Below are 22,877 nucleotides of genomic sequence, written 5' to 3'. Positions count from 1 at the left end.
GTATAAAAAGGGAATTCCCCTATATTTAACAACTAACAATGTACTAATCATACCATGTAATGGCGTGTTTTTGACCTAGTTTTTTTTAAAATTTCATGTTTCTTTAAATGTAATTGTAATCTTTCTCAACATTCCGTTTACTTCACCCTCTATCCTCAAATGAACGCGATAACAAGCACTCTTCCATATGAGATACGAAATAAATTTTTCGCAATAGTGATGGTTCTACAGAAATTGCATGCACATTACCTTGCATTACTGCTTGCTGTACAGCTATTTCTGGAAGCAACGTTATACCAAGTCCAGCTCCTACCATCGCAAGCATAGGTTCTGCATAAGAGGTTTCAACTGCAATTATCGGTTTCGCGCCCATACCTTGAAACATATTCATAATCATTTTCCTTACATCACATATTTCTGGGTATACAATTAACTTTTCATTTTGCAATTCTTCCATTCGAATTACCGTTTTCTCTTTATACGGATGATCATTTGAAACAGCACAAACAATTTTTTCTTCCCGAATTTCTTTTATAGACGTAGCGCCTTCTACTACTGAATCAATGAACATCGCTTCAATCTTCCGCTCTTTAAATAATTCCATTAATACTTTCGTATGCTCGATTTGCCACTCTACTTCATATACATCGCCTAATATGTCTGTACACTTTGATATGTAATGAGCCGCTAAACTCGGTAATATACCTATTGAGATTTTCCGCTTCTCTTGAAATTCCTTCATTTCCGTTTTCACTTCATTTATTTGTTCCAAAATCGGTGACATTCTTTTTATAAATAGCTCTCCAGCTTTTGTTAACTCTACCCCTTGAGCGGAACGTTTTAATAAAGTAACCTCTAAGTCAGCTTCTAATCTTTGAATTTGTTTACTAAGCGCTGGTTGTGAAATATGTAAAAGTTTACTCGCTTTCGATAAACTTCGCGTTTTCTTTACTTCAATAAACGATCGTACTGCCTCCAAATCCATCATACACACCTCTAACAAAAAGTTATAACCGCCATAAAAAATCTATATTTCCTCTTAGAAAGAATCAATCTTTATACTTATTTTATCAACTTACTATAACGAAATAAAAAGGAGAAAGATACTCTTGGACAAAAAACAAATACTACTCGGATCCCTTCTATGCTTAATCGCTGTAATGGCTTGGGGATTTATGTTTCCTGTAATGGCAAATGCCCTGCAGTTTATAGATCCATTCTTCTTCACAACTATCCGCTATGGATCAGCAGCTATTATTTTCCTTATGCTGCTCTTAATCATCGAGGGGAAGAATTCGCTCCGCTTAGAAAAACGAACACTTTCGTTATTCTTTTATGGAACAGTCGGTTTCGCAGGGTATGGATTTCTCGTTTTCTACGGACAACAACTGGCTGGGCCTTCCGGAGCGATTCATGCGGCTATGATTCAGTCTCTTATGCCACTAATTGCTCTATTATTGCAATGGATAACTAAAAATAAACGCCCACAACACTACACCTTTCTTTGTATGTTCGTTGCATTATTCGGTGTTATGCTTGTCATTTCAAAAGGAAACATTCACTTATTATTCGGAACCGCAAGTCACTTATCAACAAATATATTTATGTTATGCGGCGTTACTTGCTGGGTAATTTACACGAACGGCGGTGCTAATTTCAAGTCTTGGTCACCACTTAGATACACAACATTAACTTGTTTATTCGGTTCTATTTCACTCGTTGTAATCGTTACTGCATTAACAAACGCAAATATAGTCGCTGTACCGTCACTACATACAATTATGAGCGTTCGTTTTGAGCTCTTTTATATGTCAATTATTGCGGGCGTTATCGCTGTATTTTGCTGGAACACGGGAAATCGATACATTTCATCTATTAACGGCATATTATTTATGAATTTAGTTCCTGTGCTTGCACTTATCGGTTCTATATTTCGAGGTTATACAATCGACAACATAGAAATTGTCGGAGCAGCATTAACAATTATTGCGCTATTATGCAACAATTTATGGCAAAGAAAACAAGATATAAAAATCCCCACCTCAGTTCGTTAGGTGGGGGTTTTTCACATATGAACAGCTCTTGGCAATTCATAGTACATATTCGTTGTATACAATGTTCGTTCCATCCATTGCTCAATTTCTTTCGTGTACATTTCTAAGAAAAATGTCTCTGACGGAAAAGAGTGTAGTACTTCTGATATATATTGCGGATATAAAAACGGCATATTCATCATGCCTTTTAATTGCGTCATAAACATTGTAAAAGATACCTTTTTAAATTCTTTCTTCATTTGTCCTTGTTTAATAATTTGCTCTATATAATATCTTTCTCTAGAAAAATAAACGGTCATCACTTCACGAATTAATGTCGTATCAAGCGAAAGCTCTCTATAAAAAAAACGTGTCAGTTCCCTATTATCAAATTGATATCGTAAAATCCCGCGCACCATTTGCACTATCGCATCTTTAGCCGATAAATATTCTCTCTGTTCAAATGATGTTTCAATTACGTGAATATATCCTTCTAAAAAATCAGTAATAAGCTGTTCTAATAGGCCTTGCTTTCCAGCAAAATAATATGAAATATTCGCTACATTCACATCCGCTCGCTTTGCAATGTCTCGCACCGACGTTCCATCATAACCTTTCGTATTAAACAACGATATTGCCGCATCAATTACCTTTTGTTTCGTCTGCTTCATGCGCTCACTTCCTCTCACTGAACAGCTATAGTTTAAATTTCTTGACTTTTAAGACAAATTCCTTTAATTTTCTATCGACAAAGTCATGTGAAATACATCGTATTTTGCTAGCATTTTACATATCTCGATAAAAAGGGAGTTGTTTCCATGTTTACAAAAGAAAGTTATGCAGGATCTCGTGAGCAGCAATATGAGACAGTAATTAAACAACTGGATGCATTATTAACTGGCGAACCGAACGTAGTCGCAAACTTATCAAATGCGTCCGCACTATTAAATCAATTTTTAGATCGCGTTAATTGGGTTGGCTTTTATGTAACAGAAGGAAATCAGCTTGTTCTTGGACCATTCCAAGGAATGCCCGCTTGCGTACGTATTCCTTTCGGACGCGGTGTTTGCGGCGCGGCAGCTGAAACAAAAACAACGCAACTTGTAGCAGACGTTCACCAATTCCCAGGACATATCGCTTGCGATAGTGCCTCTAATTCGGAAATCGTTGTACCGATTATGAAAGAAGGAACTGTCATTGGTGTACTTGATATTGATAGTCCTGAAAAAAATCGTTTCGATGAAGTAGATCAGCACTATTTAGAAAAGTTTGTGGAAACACTCCTAAAACATATGTAAAAAAGAAAAGAGTGAGTTATCAATTACGTACGTAATGTACGAAACCGAGAGCTCACTCTTTTTTATCCCGCAAAAGCCCGATTGGTGAGGGCTAATAATCAGTGGGGGATGGACAAAACCCCCACTGATTAAAGTTTCACTTTATTGATTGCTAACAGTGGATATCTTTTTAAGCGCCTGCTCTAAATCAGAAATGATATCTTCCCATGATTCTAAACCGACAGATAGGCGTATTAAATTATCAAAAATACCCATTTCCTTCCGGAGCTCAGCTGGAATAGCCGCGTGCGTCATCGTCGCCGGATGCTGAATTAACGTTTCTGTATCACCTAAACTTACCGCAATCGTAATAAAATGGAGGTCATTAATAAACGACTGCGCTTCCTCTTTTCCGCCTTTTACAGAAAAAGAAATAACGCCCCCGCCTCGTTTCATTTGCCGAGATGCTAACTCTCCCTCCGGATACCAAACACCTTCAACCGCTTCATGATTTTTCAAAAACGCTACAATTTTTTCCGCATTATCACAATGACGATCCATTCTTACCGCTAATGTCTTTAACCCGCGTAATAATAACCACGCATCAAACGGCGCCATAATACCGCCAATATCTTTTCGCATCGGACGGATTTTTTCCGCTAACGCTTTCGTTTTACAAATTGTTACACCCGCTACAACATCCCCGTGACCCCCAATATATTTTGTCGCACTATGAACGACAGCGTCACATCCGAGCTCAAGAGGCCTTTGTAAATAAGGTGAACAAAATGTATTATCGACAATAACAAGTAAACCATTTCGCTTTGCTACTTGTATCACCTTCTCTAAATCGATTAATTTCATCGTTGGATTAATCGGTGTTTCAACAAAAATGAGCTTTGTATTTGGACGAACCTTCCCTTCCAAATCCTCCTCTATTTCCATATCACAAAACGAATGAGTAATCATAAATTTTTCTTCTAACACTTCTAAAAAACCGTAAGTACATCCATATAATCCATTTGAACAAATAATATGATCTCCAGCCTTTAGAAAGCCAATTAACGTTGCTGAAATTGCTGCCATACCTGAACCGAACGCCAGCGCTTCCTCTCCACCTTCTAAAACAGCCATACGTTCTTCAAATAAATTCACAGTTGGATTTCCAAGCCTTGAATAAATATAAGATGGATCTTCTCCAGCAAAACTCGCTTCTCCTTGCTGTGCTGTCTCAAACGTAAATGTAGAAGTTTGAAATAAAGGTGGTGTTAAACTCCCTTTATGTTCGTTTGATTCATAACCGTGATGAATTAATGCTGTCTCCATATGTTTCTTTTTCATAAAAACATCCCCCTTATGTTTTTATTGCCACTTATCCACAAGTAAAAAACTGATGAACGTTTTTACTACATTTTATGTAAGCGTTTCACTTGTGTTTCTATCTCTTCTTTTATATTGTTTTAAATTCCTTCTTGTTAATTTCCAAAATTTATCTGCATAAAACAAAAAGATACTCGCTTGACGAAATTGTAGGTAAAAGATATAATAGCGTTTGTGTAAAATAAAAAGGCAGCCTTGTAATGTGAGTTTATCGTTTGTATTTTGTTCCTCTGCGGAGGTGTATCTCGTAACTCCCTGCTGCTGGAGCGAAGGTACATGAAAACAAAATACCCGTAAATATCGATTACGTCTGTTTTTATTTTACGAAAATAAAAACATTTTTGAAGGAGGAGTCAACTATGGCTCGTTATACAGGTCCAGCTTGGAAACTGTCTCGTCGTCTTGGAATCTCTCTAAGCGGCACAGGAAAAGAATTAGAAAAACGCCCTTACGCACCAGGTCCTCACGGTCCTAACCAACGTAAGAAACTTTCAGAATACGGTTTACAATTACAAGAGAAACAAAAACTTCGTCACATGTACGGCATGACTGAGCGTCAATTCCGTCGCACATTTGACCAAGCAGGTAAAATGCCTGGTAAGCACGGCGAAAACTTCATGATCCTTCTTGAAGCTCGTCTTGACAACCTAGTTTACCGCATGGGCTTAGCTCGCACTCGTCGCGCAGCTCGCCAATTAGTAAACCACGGCCACATCATGGTAGATGGCGCTCGCGTAGATATCCCATCTTACCGCGTTAAACCTGGTCAAACTATCAGCGTTCGCGAAAAATCTAACAGCCTTGTTGTTGTTAAAGAAGCGATCGAAGTTAACAACTTCGTACCAGAATACTTAACTTTCGATGCTGATAAGTTAGAAGCTACTTACACTCGTCACGCTGAGCGTTCTGAGTTAGCAGCTGAAATCAACGAAGCATTAATCGTAGAGTTCTACTCTCGTTAATCTCGGTACTCTGAAAAGAGTCGTATTAAAAGCCTTAGGAACCTTGTTTATCAAGGGGCCTGGGCTTTTTTTATTTTATTTAATAATGCAAGATAAGGCATAAAAAAGAATGTAATTGGGGCCAGTTTGGGGCCACAATAAAAAAGGCTGGCGTGTGTATAGAAATGGATAAGTACACAAAATAGATGATAAAAGGAGTTACTTGTTTTGAAAGAAAAATTCACCAAGATTCCTCTTCATGTACAAGACTTTCAAAAATTAAAATTGTTATTAGAAGAATTAGTGCAAGATGAAATAGAATTCATTGAAAATTTTTCTAAATATGCTTTAATTATTTCTTCTAAAGAATCTTTGGTCACAATTAATCTTAGAAGTGAATTTTACCCTGATCCACACTTAGCAATTACTACTATAAGTATTTCTCCCAGTAATCAAGGTAAGGGCAGTATTGTTATTGACTGGTTTAAAACGTTCGCTAAAGAAAAAGGATTCGAACGATTAGTATTACAAGAAGTTATAACCGAAGAAGGTTACCACTTTGCATTAAAAAATGGTTTTTCAAAAAATGTCGGTCCATTCGAGGAAATATTTAGAAAGCCTGATAGTACTGATGGAAATTATGAACTATATTTATAAAGAGTAAAATAAAAGTGAACGAATATTTTTCATAATCGTTCACTTTTTTATTTGGTGAATTATCTAATATCGCCGGCTCCTTCTACATCCAATACATATTTCTTAAATCCTTAGTAAATGACCCTGTTAAGCTTGCTGAACTTAAGAAAGCGGGAATAACAGATGGTAATATAGAATTAATGAAACAAGGAAGACCTCCAGTAGGGTGGCAAGTACATCATAATCTTCCTTTAGACGACGGAGGAACAAACGCATTTGAAAATTTAACTTTAATACAAAATCATCCATATCATAAAGCTATAACTAATACACAACGTACATTAACTAGACACTTACAAGATGGAGATAGTGCAGACATAAGCTGGCCTATACCCAAATATAATATCTACCCTAAAGGAGAATAAATACACTTAGAAAGAGGTTTTTATATGTGGAAAAATCTAGTTTTAGAAATTGGAGATATACTAAAAAGTGTTAACTTTAATTTGAACACACCAGCAAAGGATACTGAAGTTCATAGATTAAGAGAGCACGTGAAAGAGAAATTTAATGTTGATTTACCGATTGAATTTGAGGAGTTTCTTAAAAATGTAAACGGTTTAGATTTTGGTGGACTAGTTATTTATGGAGTTGACCCTTCTTTACTAGAAACAGAAAGAAACGAACCGATTTGTGGATTTATAGACACGAATGAGATTTGGTATGAAAATGAATTTCAAAAAGAGTATCTTTTCTTTGGAGATTCAAATATTGCGTGGTTTTGTAAAAACTTATCTGACAGTACTTATTTAGAACTTGATAAACCATCTGGAACAGTGATGAACACATATAATGATTTCAATACAATGCTTGAAGAAGCATTGAAAACAGCCCTCCTTTAATATGGAGTATTAAAATGAAGAATATTACATGGTCCTTTATGAGTAAAACACCAATTACAGATGAAGAAATCCAAAAAGTAGAAAAACAACATTTCCGCTTTGACTGGTCGACGATATCCCTAGCCTTTTTATTCCTTCTAAATAAAAAAGGCCATCTAAAGCAACTAAACAGTTACTTCAAACAGCCTTCATTTTTTATATATAAAATAAAATTATTTATTTTCCTCTTTTTGAACATATACATAAGCATCTTTCTGCTCTTTATGTATATCAACCTTCGTGTTCTCTGCAAGCTGACCCGCATTTAGCAAAGAAAAAATAATAAGCGCTTCTAGTGACATTTCGTTTTACCACTCCTTTCTAGTTGTTATACGATTATCATACCGCTTACATGTGATTTCCGTATGAACTCGAAAAGGAGATTAAAACAAAAAAATTTAAAGGACTGCCAACTGCACTCTATCTCCTGAGTAGTTTATTAAAGCAAATTATCAAGTTATAATAACCAGAAAATAGGAGGGGGTTCATTTTGACAATAAATCAAATGGTTCAATTAGGCAGTTCGTTTATGCTGTTTATTACTTCAGCATTTATTAGTTGGTATCAAGGGAGTAATTTAATAGACAGCCCTGATGAATGGAAATATAGCGCGAAGTTTACGAATTATTTTAAAGGGCCCGTTTCAAGTTATGAAGATATTTATCAAATCGATTTCTTTATATATGCGGCAAAATTTTATCCCACAGCATTTGTCGTTATGCTAATTAGCTTACTTTATATGCTAGTATTAATTTTTCATATTCTATTTAAAAGAAATACTGAGGCAATCTAAATTCATACATAAAAAACCCCGAATCATAGATTTTTCAGCCTACAATTCGGGGTACTATTTGTTTTAAATTCTTTTCTGATTAGTAACGAATTAAGAAATATTTCTTCTTACCGCGGCGAATGATTGTGAATTTACCTTCGATGCGGTCGTTTTCTGTTACAACGTAGTCTAATGCTTGTGTACGCTCACCGTTTACGTAGATTGCACCATTTGTTACATCTTCACGTGCTTGACGTTTAGATGGAGAGATTTTGCTTTCTACAAGTAAGTCGATTAATACTGTATCTTCTGCAGTACGTTCTACAGATGGTACATCTTTGAATCCTTGTTCGATTTCACTTGCAGTAAGTTCTGCTACAGAACCGCTGAATAATGCAGCTGAAATTTTAATTGCTTGCTCTAATGCTTCTTCACCGTGAACAAGTTTTGTCATTTCAGAACCTAATGCTTTTTGTGCTGCACGTTTTTCTGGCGCTTCAGCTACTTGCTTCTCAAGCTCAGTAATTTCTTCATGAGATAAGAATGTGAAGTATTTTAAGTATTTAACTACATCACGGTCATCTGTGTTAATCCAGAATTGGTAGAACTCATAAGGAGTCGTTTTCTCTGGGTCTAACCAAATTGCGCCGCCTTCTGTTTTACCAAACTTCGTACCGTCAGATTTTGTAACTAGTGGAATTGTTAAACCGAATGCTTTTGCATCTTCTTCTGATTTACGGATTAATTCAAGACCAGCTGTAATGTTACCCCATTGGTCACTACCACCGATTTGAAGACGGCAATTGTGCTGTTGGTATAAGTTTAAGAAGTCATATGATTGTAAAATCATGTAACTAAACTCAGTGAATGAAATACCAGTTTCTAAACGAGATGCTACTGTATCTTTTGCTAACATATAGTTTAAACCGAAGTTTTTACCGATATCGCGTAAGAATGTAATTACATCTAAGTTACCAAGCCAGTCATAGTTGTTAGCCATCGTTGCTGGGTTGTCCACATTTTCAAACTCTAAGAAGTTTGAAAGCTGGTTTTTAATGCTTTCTGTGTAGTAAGCAACTGTATCTTTCGTATTTAATGTACGCTCTGCTTTTTTACCACTTGGGTCACCGATCATACCAGTACCACCGCCAACAAGTGCGATTGGTTGGTGACCAGCTAATTGGAAACGACGTAACATTAATACTGGTAACATATGACCGATGTGTAAGCTATCCGCTGTCGGATCGAAACCACAGTATAATTTAACGCTTTCTTTTTCTAATAATTGCTCAAGGCCTTCAGCATCTGTTTGCTGATTAATTAGACCGCGAAATTCAAGATCTTGTAAAATACCCATATCCTACATACTCTCCTTTAAGTTAAGTCTAGCGTGAATGTTGAAAACATAAAAAAATCGCCCCTTCAAATAAGGGACGATTTTGATTATCGCGTTACCACCCTAGTTGCAGACCAAAAAGGCCTACCACCTTATTTACATAACGGCTTAGCACCGTCTTTTCCCTTTTGAATATAATTCAATCGAAAAAAGATGCTCTAGGGGCGTAATTCGCGATCATCTATGTGCTGATTTCCACCGACCATCAGCTCTCTAAAACAGGGAAATGATCACTACTTCTCCCTTTCCACGCTCAATTATTCATATACTTTTCTTTATACCATCATTTATATAGGCGTGTCAAATAGAGGTGGGGTTTCTCTCCTTACCACTCCTTTACAACGTCGCAAGGAATATCGTAATCAAAGAAATAACTGGAACCCCAACTAATAACGATACATGAAACACAACCGATAAATCATTTCCAATCGTAGCTTCCACAGGATCTTTCGCCGGAGAAGCCAGAAATCCAAGTAATCGATCCAAACGATTTACCTCTTTCGGAAAATCTGGCACTTCTACATGGTCGCTTTCTAAATGCTGCTGTAATTTATATTCACTTTTAAAGGGATTTTCGCTCAATTTCATCCACCTCCAGCAATTGTTTCAATTTCTTTATTCCGTTATGGAGCCTCGATTTCACTGTTCCAATAGGAATGTTTAATATCTCTGCAATCTCTTTTTGCTGCATATCATGATAATAAGAAAGAATAAGGACAGCCCTCTGCTCTTCAGGAACTTTCAAAATTGCTTCTCTTACTGTAAGACGGTCTTCTTGTGAAAACTCTATCTCCTGAACTGGTACTAAAAACGGCAAGAGCGTACGCCACTTTTTTCTTCTATTTAATTTATTAATCATAAGACGATAACCGATTTGAAATAAATACGTTTTAATTTTTCCTTTTTTGATTTCATACATATGTTTCTTGCGTTCTAACGTCAAAAACGTATCTTGCACAAGGTCGATACTTAATTGTTCATCTCGGTTAAAACGATACAAAAATGTATATAGCGCTGGTTTGATTAAAACGTATAGTTTTTCCCCAGCCTGCTTATCTCCACTTTGATACGCAAGCATGAGCTCCTCCTCAATCCCAATCTGCGCCATGATTTTTGATCTCCTTTATTCCTTTTAACGTTAATGAAATGCGGGAAATTAAATATGCACTTGCGACAATAATCCATACTTGTGATTGATTCGCAAGAAATTGAACATACGGGTTTTGAACTGTAAATCCACTTAAAATTAAAATATTTAACGCTTGCACACATATGCATGCATACACTGCAAGACAGACAGAAATAGTATCAAATACATTCCAGCGAAAATACACTTTTGTTTTTGTAAAATCAATTTTATTTCCTTTTTTCCGTACAATATATTTTCTATCAAAAGGTATTAAAATCCCAAGGATAACACCCATCATTACAACTATTACAACACCTGAAATAATAAACCCCATTAGCATAAAAGACGCCTCCCCTATCTATTCTTTCATAAATGTATACAGACGAGGAAGACGCTTCGTTCAAATATTATTTTATTTTTTTAATAATCTTTGCAGGATTCCCGCCAACTACTACATTATCCGGCACATCTTTCGTTACAACGGCGCCAGATGCGATAACCGCATTGTCCCCAATTGTTACACCTGGATTAATAATCGCTCTTCCGCCAATCCATACGTTATCACCAATTGTAACTGGCTTTCCGTATTCTGATCCGCTTATGCGTTCTCCTGGATCAAGCGGGTGTGTCGCTGTATAAATGTGAACACCTGGGGCTAACATACAGTTCACTCCAATTGTAACTGGGCATACGTCTAAAATCGTACATTCAAAGTTTGCGTAAAAATTTTCGCCAACATGAATGTTATAGCCGTAATCACATTTAAAAGAAGACTCGATGTGAATATTATCTCCTGTCGTTCCGAATAATTCTTTTACGATTGCACTACGTTCTTCTACTTTTACTTCTGATGTTTCATTTAACGTTCTCGTTAATATACGAGCTTGCTCCCTGTCTTGTACTAAAACTGGATCAGCTGGTATGTACATTTCCCCTTGTATCATCTTTTCTTTTTCTGTTTTCATTTCTTTCTCCCCTTCCAACACGTATATATAAGTTTATGATAACATAAAAAAGAAAGGTCTGAACGTATCGTTCAGACCTTTCTCTCTTAATCTTCCATCGTCGATAAATCGCCTGTTGGTAAGTTTAATTCCCACGCTTTTAATACGCGGCGCATAATTTTACCACTTCTCGTTTTCGGTAGCTTATCTCTAAATTCAATTTGTCGTGGCGCTGCATGAGCTGCTAGACCTTTCTTTACAAATTGACGAATTTCTTCTTTTAATTCTTCAGATGGTTCGTATCCTGCACGAAGCGCGATAAATGCTTTAATGATTTCTCCGCGAACCGGATCAGGAATACCGATTACACCAGCTTCTGCTACAGCAGCATGCTCGATTAATTTACTTTCTACTTCAAACGGACCAACGCGCTCTCCTGACGTCATAATGACATCATCAATACGTCCTTGGAACCAGAAGTATCCATCTTCATCCATATAGGCAGAGTCACCTGATACGTACCAATCTCCCGGCATGAAGTAAGACTCATATTTTTGCGGGTTATTCCAAACCGCACGCATCATAGATGGCCAACCTTTTGCAATTGCTAAGTTACCCATTGTGTATGGAGGCACTTCATTTCCTTCATTATCAACAATCGCTGCTTTCACGCCTGGAATTGGTTTACCCATTGAACCTGGACGGATTTCCATACAAGGGTAGTTACAAATAACTTGTCCACCTGTTTCTGTCATCCACCATGTATCATGAATACGAAGTCCAAATGCATTCATCCCCCAGCGAATTACTTCTGGATTTAACGGCTCACCAACACTTAATACGTGACGAACTTGTGATAAATCATATTTTTTAATTGCATCTTGTCCAGCTCCCATTAACATACGGAACGCTGTTGGTGCGCTATACCAAACTGTTACACCGTAATCTTGTAACGCTTCGTACCACGCTTCTGGACTAAAGCGTCCACCTAAAATAACATTTGATGCCCCCACTAACCACGGTGCAAAAATACCGTAAGCTGTTCCAGTTACCCAGCCCGGGTCAGCTGTACACCAATATACGTCATCTTCTTTTAAATCTAATACCCACTTCGCCGTTTGATAGTGCTGAACCATTGCGTTTTGCGCATGAAGCACACCTTTTGGCTTACCAGTAGAACCAGATGTGTAATGAAGAATTAAACCGTCTTCACGGCCTAACCATTCGATATGTAATTCTTTTGAAGCTTGTTCAAATAAAGGATTGAACGCTACAGTTTTACCGCCTTCTTCTACATTGTCTCCAACAAGGAAGACTGTTTTTAAAGCAGGTAAATCATTTAATGGTACGCGCTCTAACAATTCAGGAGTTGTAATTAGCACCTTTGCTTCGCTATCTTCTAAGCGGTCGCGAACTGCACCTTCCATAAATGCTTCAAATAGCGGTCCAACAATAGCCCCTAATTTCACTGCACCAAGAAGTGCAAAATATAATTCTGGGGAACGCGGCATAAAAATAAAAACGCGATCGCCTTTCTCAACATCGCCATAGTTTTTCAGGACATTTCCTGCTTTATTAGAAAAATCCTTCATTTCCTTAAATGTATATTTCTCTTTTCGCGATCCATCTTGATAATAAAGCGCTACTTTATTCTTTCGATCGGATTTCGCATGCTTATCAATTGCCTCATACGCCATATTCACTCGGCCTGTTTCATTCCAAGTAAAATTTTTATTAACCTCTTCCCAGTTAAAATTTGCGTATGCCTCTTCATAATTCGGCAAATTATTTTCCCCTTTAATGACAGGAAGCGTTTCTACTTTCATACTTTACATCCCCCTCCTATGTATTCTATTATCTATTATAATGATATTATTTAAAATTTTCAGTATATTTGTTGATTTTTAGACAAATTTTTAATGACAAAATTCGATTCACATCTCATATATTATAAAGTACGATATTAATAGATTCACAAACCCTCAAGGTGGTGAGCAATACATTGATTCATAAAAAAATATATAATGCCAGAAACTTAAAAACAGCGAAGGGCACTTTAATTATCGAAGGGCCTGTCTCTACACATAATCTTGAAATGTATGAATTCCATCCAGACTTAGTTGCGTTTCGTCCTGCCGAGCAGCAATATAAAGCAATTGTCGAAATCTCTAAATTGCCAGAAGCTCGTCTCATTATTGCTAGACATGATCAAACGATCATTGGATACGTTACATACTTATATCCTGATCCGCTCGAACGATGGTCAGAAGGAAAAATTGAAAACTTAATTGAACTTGGGGCAATTGAAGTTGTCCCAGCCTTTCGCGGGTGCTCTGTCGGAAAAAACTTATTAGAAGTTTCAATGATGGATGATCATATGGAAGATTACATTATATTAACGACTGAATATTATTGGCACTGGGATTTAAAACAAACAGGCTTAAATGTTTGGGAATACCGAAAAGTAATGGAAAAAATGATGAATGCCGGTGGTTTACAATGGATGGCTACAGACGATCCTGAAATTTGTTCACACCCCGCTAACTGTTTAATGGTTCGCGTCGGTAAGCGCGTCGATACGGATTCCATTCAAGCATTCGATCGTCTACGTTTTCACAATCGTTTTATGTATTAATAAAGGGGGCAACTGGAATGATTGTAGAAGAAATTATGAATCAAAATGTAGTAACATTGCATCCAGATGATACAATCGAAACAGCAATCCGAACGATACGTACGAAAGGTATTCGGCACATTCCAATTGTCGATCAAAATAATCACGTAGTAGGCATTATTTCTGATCGAGATGTAAGAGATGCAAGTCCATCAATTCTTGATGAACAAGTTCCACTCAATATGCTGAAACAACCGCTCGAACTTATTATGAAACAGCCTGTCATGACTTGCCATCCTCTTGATTTCGTTGAGGAAATTGCTACTTTATTTTTTGAAAATAAAATTGGCTGTCTCCCTGTTACAAAGGCTGGAAAGCTAGTAGGAATTATTTCCGAATCTACAGTACTACACACATTAGTGAAGTTAACAGGGGCACATCAGCCTAGTTCGCAAATTGAAATTCAAGTGAAGAATGAACCTGGTATTCTCGGAAAGGTAGTTGCTATTTTTAGCGATTTACAAATTAATATTGTGAGCGTTCTCGTCTATCCAGCAAAAGATGAGAATGATAAAGTACTCGTTTTCCGCATTCAAACGATGAATCCTTTAAGGGTGATTGATGCACTTGAAGCAGAGGGCTATCGCGTTTTATGGCCGAACATAATGGGGATGCAAGCATGAATAGCGCCTTCATTTATTCGGATGACTTTCGGGGCTATTCTTTTAGCCCTGAACATCCTTTTAACCAACTGCGCGTCACACTTACGTACGATTTATTACAAAAAAGTGGTTTTATCTCCCCTTCTCAAGTCATTCCACCAAGAATGGCTACAGATGAGGAAATTGCATTCATTCATACAGAGGAGTACATAAATGCGGTAAAACGTGCTGGAGAAGGAAAGTTAGAAAAATCAATTGCTATGACATATGGGCTCGGAACAGAAGATACACCGATGTTCCCAAATATGCATGAAGCAAGCGCATTACTCGTTGGCGGTACGTTAACAGCTGTAGATGCTGTTCTTTCCGGAAAAGTGAAACATGCACTTAATTTAGGCGGCGGCTTACACCATGGCTTTCGCGGCAAAGCATCTGGTTTTTGCATTTATAACGATAGCTCTATCGCAATGAAATATATCCAGAAGAAATACGGTTTACGCGTTTTATATATTGATACAGATGCTCATCACGGTGATGGTGTACAATGGTCATTTTACGACGACCCTAACGTATGCACCATTTCATTACATGAAACTGGGCGTTATTTATTTCCTGGAACTGGTGCTGTGAATGAACGCGGACAAGGAAATGGATATAGTTACTCTTTTAACGTTCCGCTCGATGCCTTTACAGAAGACGAATCGTTTTTAGACTCGTATCGAACTGTTGTAAAAGAAGTTGCAGCATACTTTAAACCGGATATTATTTTAACGCAAAACGGTGCCGATGCACATTATTACGATCCACTTACACACCTTTGCGCAACGATGAACATTTACCGTGAAATACCGAAGCTCGCTCGCGAAATTGCTAATGAATATTGCGACGGTCGCTGGATTGCTGTCGGCGGCGGTGGCTACGACTTATGGCGCGTCGTACCAAGAGCTTGGGCACTCATTTGGCTCGAAATGAACAACATCCAAAACATCTCAGGTTATCTCCCTCCAGAATGGATTGATGCTTGGAAAGGACAAGCAGAAACTGAACTTCCCCTCACATGGGAAGATCCAGACAACATGTATAAACCTATCCCTCGGAAACTTGAAATTGAAGAAAAAAATGCATTAACTGTAGCGAAATCCCTTGAAATTATTCGGAATAATATGAAAAAATCTTTGTATTAAACAGAAAGGAGGCTCGTTTTAGAATGGCCTCCTTTTATTTTACTGTCGGTAAATCGATATATTTTGAGTTGCGGTCAATATAATGAAAAATCGATGATATATTTTCGTTTACTAACGGACTATCCCACCTCTAATGAGAAAAGGTAGTGATATTATGTGGAAACAACAAATAATCAATACGAAACGTGGAAAGTTCGAACTATTTATAAAAGGCGACGGCGAACCACTTTGCATTACACATCACTATTCACAATTTAACGAAACCGGTGATTACTTTGCGGAAACTTTTACTCCTGCACACCGTGTATTCCTCATTAATTTACGTGATGCTGGTAACTCTGTAAAAGCCCAGTCAGAAAATGAATTACGTATGATTGAAACAATTCATGACTTAGAAGCGATACGAGAAGCTTTACAACTTCCCACATGGCATTTCGCTGGCCATTCAACAGGCGGTATGCTTGGACTTCTATACGCGATTACATACCCAAATTCCTTACAATCATTAGTTATCGTTGGAGCTTCAGCCAGTAACTATACCGAAACATCATTTTGTATTTATCACCCAGCACACCCACAGTTTCATTATATGCAAGAGCTTATCGAGAACTTAAAAAGCCCCCATCTTACAAATGAAGAAAGAAAAGAATTATCTACTAAACGAACAAAATTATCTTTATACAAACCCGAAAACTATAACTCTTATTTTTGTAAATCCATCCAAAAAATAATGTCCGCTAGCCGGATGAACGCTTTCGCTAAAGAATATTCTTCATTTGATTTGAGAGAGTACTTACCTTCTTCTATCCAAACAAAGGCGCTTATTATTTGCGGAAAACATGATGTACAGTGCCCCATTCAATATTCTCTTGAGATGCATGAGAGCATACACGATTCTATCTTTGTGCCATTTGAGTACAGTAACCATTATCCTTTTTTAGAAGAAGCCAGCCGCTTTACTTCTACTATTCAAGAGTTTTATAAATCGTTACGCTAGGAAAATGCCCGCCTTTAGTTCCGTTATTATTGTGGAAATCTAAAATAACATATTAATTCACAAACTAATTTACTGACAAAAAGCTCAAAGTCTCTATATGACTATGAGCTTAATTTTCAGAAGAAATATTTCGTACTATATACAAATATAAGATAAAAGGAAAAAAGCACTAAACCTAAATCCAGTAATACCGACTTTTTATCTCCTTCCTTTAAACTTATCGTAATACTAAAAACGCTTCTAACTATCCAACATATCATCAAAAATAACCAACCATAATGATCATTTGTATAATCTTCATCATAAAACATTTCTATTGCACCAATAATTAATAAAATAATTATGATATTAGTTCCAATCCTTAAAGCCTTGTTTGATTTATTATTCTTTAATTCATCCCCCAAAATCTAGCACTCCCCCTCAAACTATCCTGCGTTTTAGCAAAACAAAGAAGTTTTATTTCTCTTTATATTTTAATATAAATTACCTATTATTCCCTTTCCATTCAAATAACAAGCAAAATACACCATTACACATAAAAAAATCGAGCATAAAATCTTCATGATTTTATACTCGATTTAATCTATCATTTATACAGTTGTCCTACGCTATCTGAACTATTTCCCTCCAAATGTAACTTGTTCGCCAGTCGCCCAGCCTCCCATTGGTACAACTGTATACTTCATCCCCTGTTGCAGAGTTGCGCCGTTTTGTAAATCAAAGATTCCTACTGCACCTTTTCGAGAGCTGAAGCGGTATTGCGCTTCTACTTTATTTCCATCTTCACTTTGTAATTCTACTTTTCTACCAGCAAAAAGTTCCATGCTCGGATCTTTGTCTAATGTAACTTGAATAGATTTATTATCTATTGCTTCTGCACTTTGAATTACTAACGGAGCGATAGACGAAGCAGTAAATTTCGGATTTTTAACTGTTGCCCAATCAGATGTAATTGTGTACTCTGTTCCTGGTTTCAACGTTTGACCCGCAGGTAATCGGAATTTAGGTGCTTGTCTACCATCTGCCGCTTGTGTAAACGGAACATATCCAACTTCAATTTTTTCACCTGAACTTGCTGTAATCGTTAGTTTTCTATCACGAAGTGAAGAAATTATTTGATATTTTTTACCGTCTTTATCTTTATTTTCATCATCTAATTGGAAGGCTTGATTACCTCTTCCTGCTTTATACGCTTCAATAACATTTGCATAATCCGTCACACCATCTTCTAAAAATGATTCAATTTCAAACGTATCATTTGTCACTTGCTTCGCTTGGCGGACATTAATCTTTTCCGAACTTCCTTCAAATTTTTCCTTTTTTCCACCCTTATAACTTAACGTATATTTTTCACCTGGTTTTTGCACCATTACAGGTACGATATATGTACTCGTTGCCCCTGTTTTTAGTCTCGGTACATTCACAATTTCCAGGCCATTACTAAACACGAAGTTTTTCTTAATTGCATCTAAGTTTTCTAATTTCACTTCCTCTTCTGATAAAGGTTTAGAAAACGTTAATTGTAATGTCATTGCGTTTAATGGCTCTAGTTTCGTAATTTGGGCTTGTTGTTTTTTCTTCTCTTTCTTTGCCTCTTGCTTCGTTGCTTGTTTTGACTCCGCCTTCGTTTCACCTTGCGCGCATCCCGTTACAAGCACTGTAAATCCAATTACTGCTGGTACTAAAAATTTCATTTTTTTCATCTCTATACCCTCCAAATTTATGATCAATATTTTCATTGCTTCCTGTGATATTAATAATAAATAGCGGGTATAAATTGCCTATAAATAAATTATTAAAAAAAGATAAAATAAAGATAATATATTTTTAATCTCATTTTTTCTAATAAAAAAACCTGTCAATCTCTCGACAGGTTCACTACACGTTAAAACGATAACCAGCTCCCCACACTGTTTCAATATATTGCGGATGAGCAGGATCTCTTTCAATTTTTTCACGTAACTTTCTAATATGAACAACAACTGTTGCTAAATCACCAGCTGAATCTAATCCCCAAATACGTTCAAATAACTGTTCTTTATTTAACACTTGATTTGGATGCATTACAAAAAATGTTAATAAATCAAATTCCTTCGTTGTAAACGCAACTTCTTCATTATTGATAGAAACTTTCCTCGCTCGCTGATCAATAGAAATTCCGTGAATGTATAACGTATCACGTTGCTTATTTATATTTCCTGATAATCTTTCATAACGAGAAATATGTGCTTTAACTCTTGCAACTAACTCACTTGGACTAAATGGTTTCGTTATATAATCATCCGCACCTAATCCGAGTCCGCGAATTTTATCTATATCTTCTTTCTTTGCTGAAACAAGTAAAATAGGAATATCTTTTATAGCACGTATTTGTTTGCAAATTTCGAAGCCATTCATCTTCGGAAGCATAATATCTAAAATAATTAAATCATAATCTTCCTGCAAAGCCATTTGTAAGCCTGTTTCTCCAGAATGCTCTACATCAACTTGAAAATCGTGAATTTCTAAATAATCTCGCTGTAATTCTGCAATACTTACTTCATCTTCAATTAGTAAAACTCTCTTCAATTCATTCACCACATTCCTGTACTTTTTGCAGCGAGAAGAAAATACTTGTGCTTTCTCCAAGCTTACTTTCTGCCCAAATTTCCCCACCATGTTCTTCAACAATTTGCTTCGCTATCGCTAAACCAAGCCCACTTCCACCTGTGCTAGAATTTCGTGATTGCTCCGCTCGATAAAATCTCTCAAAAATATACGGAAGTGTATCAGATTCTATTCCTGATCCATTATCCTTCACTTTCACGATAATTTTGTTTTCATTACTTGATACGGTTACGGTAATTTTTTTCTCACCTTTATCCATGTACTTCACACTATTATGAATTAAATTCGATATAACTCTCTTTATTTTTTCACGATCCGCTATTACATATAGCGGTGATACATGCTGTAATTGTAAGCATACATCTATACCTTCTTCACTTAAATCCATCTGCATCTCTTCTATTAAATCTTGCATAAACATATTTAACTCTATCGTTTCAAACTGAAATGGAACTCGGTTCAAATCCAACTTCGAAAACAAAAATAGTTCATCAATGAGGGTGTCCATATGTTTTGCTTTCGTATGAATGGTTGTTAAATATTTATCCATTTTTTCCGGCGTATTTGCTACCCCATCTTTTATTCCTTCAACATACCCTATTATAGATGTAATCGGTGTTTTTAAATCGTGAGAGATGTTTGAAATGAGTTCTTTTCGATTTTCTTCATACTGCGTTTGCATCTCAATCGACCCTTTTAACTTCTTCCTCATTTCCTCAAATCCTTGGTTTAACTGTCCTATTTCATCATGCGATGTAGCTGGAATTTGAAAATCTAAGTTCCCTTCTTTAATTCTCTCAGTCGCATCTTTCAATACAAAGATTGGTTTTATAACACTTCTTGAAACGAAGTAACTTAATAGTCCAATAAGCAAAATGGCTAAAAGTAAGAGCGATACGAACAAAATCGGAAATAATTTTTGTGTAAGATCTACAAAGGAACTTTGCTTTTTTAGTACAAATATACTCCCTTCTTCATTCTGCGGAAAATAAAAATCGAATTTTACATATCGGTAAAATGTATCACCTAGTTCCGTTGTGCCACGACTATTAATATTTGCTGATTCAAATTTTGGAAGAGCTTCTTTTAAAGCTGTGCTTTCAAATACTTTTGAAGCATATGAAATTGTTTCCCCTTTCCTTACAACTATTTTCACACCCTCTTTTTCTATTGATGACACGAACGATTCATCTAATAGTTGAGATTGGTGCTGCTTTGCCGCTAATTTCAATTCAAGAAAAGCATTTTCCTCCTCTGCCGTCAGCGGCTTTTGAATATAAGAGCTTTTGTAGAAATTTTTCACCGATTCCAAGTCACCTGTTATCGAAAATACAATTAAAAATCCCGCGACCAATATGAGCGTAATAGAAACGAGAATAACAGCAATATAAGAAAATAAAAACCTCGTTTTAATAGACATAATTTACATCCTCACTTTATCCATCCTTATTATTCATAAGCATAAAAATATATGTTCAAATACTCAAGCGATTTTATAGTAATTTTAGCACCAGTTTATAAAAATTTAATGTTCCTATTTTACAGTTTAAATTAAGAGGCCGCACTGCTTACAAAAGGAGGTTGAAATTCTATGTTCAAAAAAACATTAAGTATGATATGTTGCGTAATTTTTTTACAAGGATGCTCGCAAGAACAAGAAGTGAAAAAGGAGATGACAAACATGGAGACAGCACTACTATCAGCTACTGAGAAAAAAGAAACTAACACTGTTATAGCATTACTAAAAAAAGGGGCAAATATAAATATAACTGACGGTAAAGGACGTACTCCTCTTATGATTGCTACATACAAAAATGATACAAAAACCGCAAAAGCCCTTATCGATGCTGGCGCTGATGTAAATATACAAGATGATATGAAAAACAACCCATTTCTATACGCCGGTGCGGAAGGTTACTTAGACATTTTAAAACTAACGATTGATGCCGGTGCGGATCCAGCGCTTACGAATCGTTACGGCGGAACAGCTCTTATTCCAGCCTCAGAGCACGGTTATCTCGATGTTATACAAGAACTCCTCGCTCGAACAAATATCGATGTAAACCATGTAAATAACCTCGGATGGACAGCTTTAATGGAAGCTATCGTATTAAGTAACGGAGATGAAACACAGCAACAAGTCATTCGCCTACTTATTGAACACGGTGCAGATGTAAATATTCCCGACAATGATGGTGTTACCCCGCTACAACATGCTCGTGCTCATAACTTTGAAGAGATAGAGAAGATTTTGTTAGAGGGGAATAAGTAAAAAATTAAAAATCCTACTTTTTGCCTTCCTCCCACGCCCTATGCTACATTTAACCCGTCAATTAAATATTGCTAATAGGGTGGGAATAAAAATGAACAAACCTCGAATCGGAATGATTGGTCTTGGAAATATTGCACAAAAAGCTTATCTCCCAACACTTACAAAAGAGACAGATTGGAATTTTGTAGGGGCGTTTACACCTAACGCAGAGAAAAGAAAACAAATTTGCCAGCAATATCGTATTCAAGACTTCCATTCTATTGAAACGTTAGCTTCGGAATGTGATGCAATCTTCGTTCATAGTTCAACTGCTACACATTATGAAATTGTTTCTACACTTTTGGAAAAGGGAATCGATGTTTATGTAGATAAACCGTTAGCGGCTACTACTGAACAAGCTGAAAAGCTAGTCGAAATGAGTGAAAAGTACAATCGGAAATTAATGGTTGGATTTAACCGCCGCTTCGTCCCTATGTATGTCGCTGCAAAAGAGCAGGCTAATGATATTTCATGGATTCGGATTGAAAAGCACCGCACAAATAAAGTCGGGCCATATACGTATGACTTTACTATGTTAGATGATTACTTACATATTGTAGATACTGCTCGCTGGCTAGCTGATGATGATCTTAACGTCGTTCACAATATGATGCAAATAAATGAAAAGAATGAACTTCTTTACGGACATCATACATATACAACTGCAAACGGACTTTTACTTTCTACAGCGATGCACCGCCATGCCGGTACAAATTTAGAACAAATTGAACTTGTGACGACAGGTAAAATCATTCGCGTAAAAAATATGAACACATTTGAAATTGAGCAGGAAAACTCCGTTTCACAAAGTGGTTCACCCTCATGGGAAACAACGTTAAAACAGCGCGGTTTTGAAGATGCTGTTCATCATTTTATCGAATGTGTACATGGGGATACAAAGCCTATAGTAGATGGGTTAGAAGGATTAAAATCTCAGCAAATGCTACAATCTCTACTGCACGCTGCAAGGAAAAATTAAAACGGATACATTTTTCAGAATTTACTTTCATTCCCATTTCCCCTTTATTTCTATCAAAAGTTTCTATAGAATAT

Annotated in this window: 26 protein-coding genes, 1 pseudogene and 1 other annotated feature; of the genes and pseudogenes, 13 read left to right on the top strand and 14 right to left on the bottom strand. The window is 36.5% G+C overall.

Annotated elements, in window-relative coordinates:
• Positions 1 to 142: 142 nt before the first annotated feature.
• Positions 143 to 988, bottom strand: coding sequence for a LysR family transcriptional regulator (locus MR109_RS17220; protein WP_242273248.1), 846 nt, complete (start codon positions 986 to 988; stop codon positions 143 to 145).
• Positions 989 to 1,109: 121 nt separating this feature from the next.
• Between MR109_RS17220 and MR109_RS17215 the strand changes: the two genes are divergently transcribed.
• Complete coding sequence (locus MR109_RS17215; protein WP_071718432.1) at positions 1,110 to 2,054, top strand: DMT family transporter; 945 nt, start codon at positions 1,110 to 1,112, stop codon at positions 2,052 to 2,054.
• 11 nt (positions 2,055 to 2,065) lie between these two features.
• On the opposite strand, the gene refZ is transcribed toward MR109_RS17215, so the two are convergent.
• Positions 2,066 to 2,704 (bottom strand): forespore capture DNA-binding protein RefZ, encoded by a 639-nt coding sequence (gene refZ, locus MR109_RS17210; RefSeq protein ID WP_025147606.1) that lies wholly within the window; start codon positions 2,702 to 2,704, stop codon positions 2,066 to 2,068.
• Between the two features lie 147 nt (positions 2,705 to 2,851).
• Here refZ and MR109_RS17205 point away from each other — a divergent pair, with 147 nt between their 5' ends.
• Positions 2,852 to 3,331: a GAF domain-containing protein gene (locus MR109_RS17205; protein WP_002173777.1), complete on the top strand. Its 480-nt coding sequence runs from the start codon at positions 2,852 to 2,854 to the stop codon at positions 3,329 to 3,331.
• Positions 3,332 to 3,472: 141 nt separating this feature from the next.
• Here the strand turns inward: MR109_RS17205 and megL are convergent, their stop codons facing one another.
• The gene (gene megL / locus MR109_RS17200; RefSeq protein ID WP_002173778.1) at positions 3,473 to 4,651 is read right to left on the bottom strand and encodes a methionine gamma-lyase; all 1,179 of its coding nucleotides are present in this window, start codon (positions 4,649 to 4,651) and stop codon (positions 3,473 to 3,475) included.
• Between the two features lie 398 nt (positions 4,652 to 5,049).
• Between megL and rpsD the strand changes: the two genes are divergently transcribed.
• The 4 genes and pseudogenes from rpsD to MR109_RS30415 all read left to right on the top strand — a co-directional run.
• On the top strand, positions 5,050 to 5,652 hold the full coding sequence (gene rpsD / locus MR109_RS17195; RefSeq protein WP_000135316.1) for a 30S ribosomal protein S4: 603 nt from the start codon (positions 5,050 to 5,052) through the stop codon (positions 5,650 to 5,652).
• Between the two features lie 207 nt (positions 5,653 to 5,859).
• The gene (locus MR109_RS17190; protein WP_242273246.1) at positions 5,860 to 6,288 is read left to right on the top strand and encodes a GNAT family N-acetyltransferase; all 429 of its coding nucleotides are present in this window, start codon (positions 5,860 to 5,862) and stop codon (positions 6,286 to 6,288) included.
• Positions 6,289 to 6,716: 428 nt separating this feature from the next.
• Complete coding sequence (locus tag MR109_RS17185) at positions 6,717 to 7,169, top strand: YrhA family protein (protein ID WP_048372138.1); 453 nt, start codon at positions 6,717 to 6,719, stop codon at positions 7,167 to 7,169.
• A gap of 14 nt (positions 7,170 to 7,183) precedes the next feature.
• Positions 7,184 to 7,255, top strand: a pseudogene (locus MR109_RS30415) (SMI1/KNR4 family protein); the annotation flags it as partial.
• Positions 7,256 to 7,381: 126 nt separating this feature from the next.
• Here the strand turns inward: MR109_RS30415 and MR109_RS17180 are convergent.
• Complete coding sequence (locus tag MR109_RS17180) at positions 7,382 to 7,510, bottom strand: hypothetical protein (protein ID WP_002112286.1); 129 nt, start codon at positions 7,508 to 7,510, stop codon at positions 7,382 to 7,384.
• 188 nt (positions 7,511 to 7,698) lie between these two features.
• Here MR109_RS17180 and MR109_RS17175 point away from each other — a divergent pair, with 188 nt between their 5' ends.
• Positions 7,699 to 8,001 carry a YjdJ family protein gene (locus tag MR109_RS17175; RefSeq protein ID WP_071718428.1) on the top strand — a complete coding sequence of 101 codons (303 nt, stop codon included), beginning with the start codon at positions 7,699 to 7,701 and terminating at the stop codon, positions 7,999 to 8,001.
• Positions 8,002 to 8,080: 79 nt separating this feature from the next.
• On the opposite strand, the gene tyrS is transcribed toward MR109_RS17175, so the two are convergent.
• The 6 genes from tyrS to acsA all read right to left on the bottom strand — a co-directional run bounded on the left by tyrS (position 8,081) and on the right by acsA (position 13,275).
• Positions 8,081 to 9,337 (bottom strand): tyrosine--tRNA ligase, encoded by a 1,257-nt coding sequence (gene tyrS, locus MR109_RS17170; RefSeq protein ID WP_071718427.1) that lies wholly within the window; start codon positions 9,335 to 9,337, stop codon positions 8,081 to 8,083.
• Positions 9,338 to 9,406: 69 nt separating this feature from the next.
• Positions 9,407 to 9,635: a binding site (T-box leader), on the bottom strand.
• A gap of 77 nt (positions 9,636 to 9,712) precedes the next feature.
• Positions 9,713 to 9,958, bottom strand: a complete 246-nt coding sequence (locus MR109_RS17165) for a hypothetical protein (RefSeq protein ID WP_242273244.1) — start codon at positions 9,956 to 9,958, stop codon at positions 9,713 to 9,715.
• Positions 9,939 to 10,484: an RNA polymerase sigma factor gene (locus MR109_RS17160; RefSeq protein WP_048372131.1), complete on the bottom strand. Its 546-nt coding sequence runs from the start codon at positions 10,482 to 10,484 to the stop codon at positions 9,939 to 9,941. Before MR109_RS17160 ends, MR109_RS17165 begins: the two co-directional genes overlap by 20 nt.
• Positions 10,465 to 10,845, bottom strand: coding sequence for a hypothetical protein (locus MR109_RS17155; protein ID WP_025147617.1), 381 nt, complete (start codon positions 10,843 to 10,845; stop codon positions 10,465 to 10,467). The genes MR109_RS17160 and MR109_RS17155 overlap by 20 nt, the downstream gene beginning before the upstream one ends.
• Positions 10,846 to 10,912: 67 nt before the next feature.
• The gene (locus tag MR109_RS17150; protein ID WP_242273243.1) at positions 10,913 to 11,470 is read right to left on the bottom strand and encodes a maltose acetyltransferase domain-containing protein; all 558 of its coding nucleotides are present in this window, start codon (positions 11,468 to 11,470) and stop codon (positions 10,913 to 10,915) included.
• Between the two features lie 86 nt (positions 11,471 to 11,556).
• Complete coding sequence (gene acsA / locus MR109_RS17145; protein WP_048372126.1) at positions 11,557 to 13,275, bottom strand: acetate--CoA ligase; 1,719 nt, start codon at positions 13,273 to 13,275, stop codon at positions 11,557 to 11,559.
• Between the two features lie 176 nt (positions 13,276 to 13,451).
• On the opposite strand from acsA, the gene acuA reads away from it, so the two are divergent.
• From acuA to MR109_RS17125, 4 genes are all read left to right on the top strand, one after another.
• Positions 13,452 to 14,084 (top strand): acetoin utilization protein acetyltransferase AcuA, encoded by a 633-nt coding sequence (gene acuA / locus MR109_RS17140; protein WP_242273241.1) that lies wholly within the window; start codon positions 13,452 to 13,454, stop codon positions 14,082 to 14,084.
• 17 nt (positions 14,085 to 14,101) lie between these two features.
• On the top strand, positions 14,102 to 14,746 hold the full coding sequence (locus MR109_RS17135; protein ID WP_242273240.1) for an acetoin utilization AcuB family protein: 645 nt from the start codon (positions 14,102 to 14,104) through the stop codon (positions 14,744 to 14,746).
• Complete coding sequence (gene acuC / locus MR109_RS17130) at positions 14,743 to 15,909, top strand: acetoin utilization protein AcuC (protein WP_082147851.1); 1,167 nt, start codon at positions 14,743 to 14,745, stop codon at positions 15,907 to 15,909. Before MR109_RS17135 ends, acuC begins: the two co-directional genes overlap by 4 nt.
• Positions 15,910 to 16,042: 133 nt before the next feature.
• Positions 16,043 to 16,906 (top strand): alpha/beta fold hydrolase, encoded by an 864-nt coding sequence (locus MR109_RS17125; RefSeq protein WP_242273238.1) that lies wholly within the window; start codon positions 16,043 to 16,045, stop codon positions 16,904 to 16,906.
• A gap of 116 nt (positions 16,907 to 17,022) precedes the next feature.
• On the opposite strand, the gene MR109_RS17120 is transcribed toward MR109_RS17125, so the two are convergent.
• From MR109_RS17120 to MR109_RS17105, 4 genes are all read right to left on the bottom strand, one after another.
• On the bottom strand, positions 17,023 to 17,310 hold the full coding sequence (locus MR109_RS17120; protein WP_242273237.1) for a hypothetical protein: 288 nt from the start codon (positions 17,308 to 17,310) through the stop codon (positions 17,023 to 17,025).
• 213 nt (positions 17,311 to 17,523) lie between these two features.
• Complete coding sequence (locus tag MR109_RS17115) at positions 17,524 to 18,609, bottom strand: hypothetical protein (protein WP_242273236.1); 1,086 nt, start codon at positions 18,607 to 18,609, stop codon at positions 17,524 to 17,526.
• A gap of 175 nt (positions 18,610 to 18,784) precedes the next feature.
• Positions 18,785 to 19,474, bottom strand: coding sequence for a response regulator transcription factor (locus MR109_RS17110; RefSeq protein ID WP_071718418.1), 690 nt, complete (start codon positions 19,472 to 19,474; stop codon positions 18,785 to 18,787).
• 1 nt (position 19,475) lies between these two features.
• Entirely contained in the window at positions 19,476 to 20,933 is a 1,458-nt protein-coding gene (locus MR109_RS17105) for a sensor histidine kinase (protein ID WP_242273235.1), read from the bottom strand.
• 171 nt (positions 20,934 to 21,104) lie between these two features.
• Here MR109_RS17105 and MR109_RS17100 point away from each other — a divergent pair, with 171 nt between their 5' ends.
• The gene (locus tag MR109_RS17100) at positions 21,105 to 21,785 is read left to right on the top strand and encodes an ankyrin repeat domain-containing protein (RefSeq protein ID WP_242273234.1); all 681 of its coding nucleotides are present in this window, start codon (positions 21,105 to 21,107) and stop codon (positions 21,783 to 21,785) included.
• A gap of 91 nt (positions 21,786 to 21,876) precedes the next feature.
• Entirely contained in the window at positions 21,877 to 22,803 is a 927-nt protein-coding gene (locus MR109_RS17095) for a Gfo/Idh/MocA family protein (RefSeq protein ID WP_242273233.1), read from the top strand.
• Positions 22,804 to 22,877: the final 74 nt, after the last annotated feature.

It is taken from the genome of Bacillus cereus group sp. BfR-BA-01310, assembly GCF_022664325.1.
GTDB lineage: Bacteria > Bacillota > Bacilli > Bacillales > Bacillaceae_G > Bacillus_A > Bacillus_A paramycoides.
The sequence above is the reverse complement of the archived record's forward strand: the minus strand, read 5'-3'. Positions and strand labels throughout refer to the sequence as shown.

Bases quoted from the DNA above. Each gene is read 5' to 3' on its own strand.
- MR109_RS17125 (WP_242273238.1), top strand. From the start codon at position 16,043: ATGAGAAAAGGTAGTGATATTATGTGGAAACAACAAATAATCAATACG.
- MR109_RS17155 (WP_025147617.1), bottom strand. From the start codon at position 10,845: ATGCTAATGGGGTTTATTATTTCAGGTGTTGTAATAGTTGTAATGATG.
- refZ (WP_025147606.1), bottom strand. From the start codon at position 2,704: ATGAAGCAGACGAAACAAAAGGTAATTGATGCGGCAATATCGTTGTTT.
- MR109_RS17220 (WP_242273248.1), bottom strand. From the start codon at position 988: ATGATGGATTTGGAGGCAGTACGATCGTTTATTGAAGTAAAGAAAACG.
- MR109_RS17180 (WP_002112286.1), bottom strand. From the start codon at position 7,510: ATGTCACTAGAAGCGCTTATTATTTTTTCTTTGCTAAATGCGGGTCAG.
- tyrS (WP_071718427.1), bottom strand. From the start codon at position 9,337: ATGGGTATTTTACAAGATCTTGAATTTCGCGGTCTAATTAATCAGCAA.
- megL (WP_002173778.1), bottom strand. From the start codon at position 4,651: ATGAAAAAGAAACATATGGAGACAGCATTAATTCATCACGGTTATGAA.
- MR109_RS17095 (WP_242273233.1), top strand. From the start codon at position 21,877: ATGAACAAACCTCGAATCGGAATGATTGGTCTTGGAAATATTGCACAA.
- MR109_RS17105 (WP_242273235.1), bottom strand. From the start codon at position 20,933: ATGTCTATTAAAACGAGGTTTTTATTTTCTTATATTGCTGTTATTCTC.
- MR109_RS17185 (WP_048372138.1), top strand. From the start codon at position 6,717: ATGTGGAAAAATCTAGTTTTAGAAATTGGAGATATACTAAAAAGTGTT.
- acsA (WP_048372126.1), bottom strand. From the start codon at position 13,275: ATGAAAGTAGAAACGCTTCCTGTCATTAAAGGGGAAAATAATTTGCCG.
- rpsD (WP_000135316.1), top strand. From the start codon at position 5,050: ATGGCTCGTTATACAGGTCCAGCTTGGAAACTGTCTCGTCGTCTTGGA.
- MR109_RS17100 (WP_242273234.1), top strand. From the start codon at position 21,105: ATGTTCAAAAAAACATTAAGTATGATATGTTGCGTAATTTTTTTACAA.
- MR109_RS17115 (WP_242273236.1), bottom strand. From the start codon at position 18,609: ATGAAAAAAATGAAATTTTTAGTACCAGCAGTAATTGGATTTACAGTG.
- MR109_RS17205 (WP_002173777.1), top strand. From the start codon at position 2,852: ATGTTTACAAAAGAAAGTTATGCAGGATCTCGTGAGCAGCAATATGAG.
- acuC (WP_082147851.1), top strand. From the start codon at position 14,743: ATGAATAGCGCCTTCATTTATTCGGATGACTTTCGGGGCTATTCTTTT.
- MR109_RS17135 (WP_242273240.1), top strand. From the start codon at position 14,102: ATGATTGTAGAAGAAATTATGAATCAAAATGTAGTAACATTGCATCCA.
- MR109_RS17150 (WP_242273243.1), bottom strand. From the start codon at position 11,470: ATGAAAACAGAAAAAGAAAAGATGATACAAGGGGAAATGTACATACCA.
- MR109_RS17160 (WP_048372131.1), bottom strand. From the start codon at position 10,484: ATGGCGCAGATTGGGATTGAGGAGGAGCTCATGCTTGCGTATCAAAGT.